The organism is Bradyrhizobium algeriense, assembly GCF_003062295.1.
Lineage (GTDB): Bacteria > Pseudomonadota > Alphaproteobacteria > Rhizobiales > Xanthobacteraceae > Bradyrhizobium > Bradyrhizobium algeriense.
Window position 1 is genome coordinate 1 of record NZ_PYCN01000236.1, and the last position, 490, is coordinate 490.

At 64.9% G+C, this 490-nt stretch carries 1 protein-coding gene; it reads right to left on the reverse strand.

What is annotated here, in order from left to right:
* Positions 1 to 490, reverse strand: a 490-nt coding sequence (locus C7G61_RS43295; protein ID WP_274542325.1) for a DNA gyrase C-terminal beta-propeller domain-containing protein, incomplete at both ends; no start/stop codon positions are given.

Sequence of the window (490 nt, forward strand, 5' to 3'; positions counted from 1 at the left end):
CATGGCGATCTTGCCGCCGCGATTGACCTGGACGAAGTCCGACAGCTTGTTGCGGCGGACCGTGCCCCGGGAGGTGGCGAACATCACGTCCAGCTTGTCCCAGGATGCCTCGTCCTCAGGCAGCGGCATGATGGTGGTGATGCGCTCGCCCTGCTTGATGGGCAGCATGTTCACCAGGGCCTTGCCCTTGGCGTTGGGGGCCGCCAGCGGCAGGCGCCACACCTTCTCCTTGTAGGCCTGGCCTTCGGAGGAGAAGAATATGACGGGCGTGTGGGTGTTCGCCACGAAGAGACGGGTGACGAAATCCTCGTCCCTCGTCGTCATTGCGGAACGGCCCTTGCCGCCGCGGCGCTGCGCCCGGTAGGTCGAGAGCGGCACGCGCTTGATGTAGCCGGCATGGGACACGGTGACGACCATGTCCTCGCGGGCAATCAGGTCCTCATCATCCAGATCCGAGTCCCAATCCACGATCTGCGTCTTGCGCGGCGTG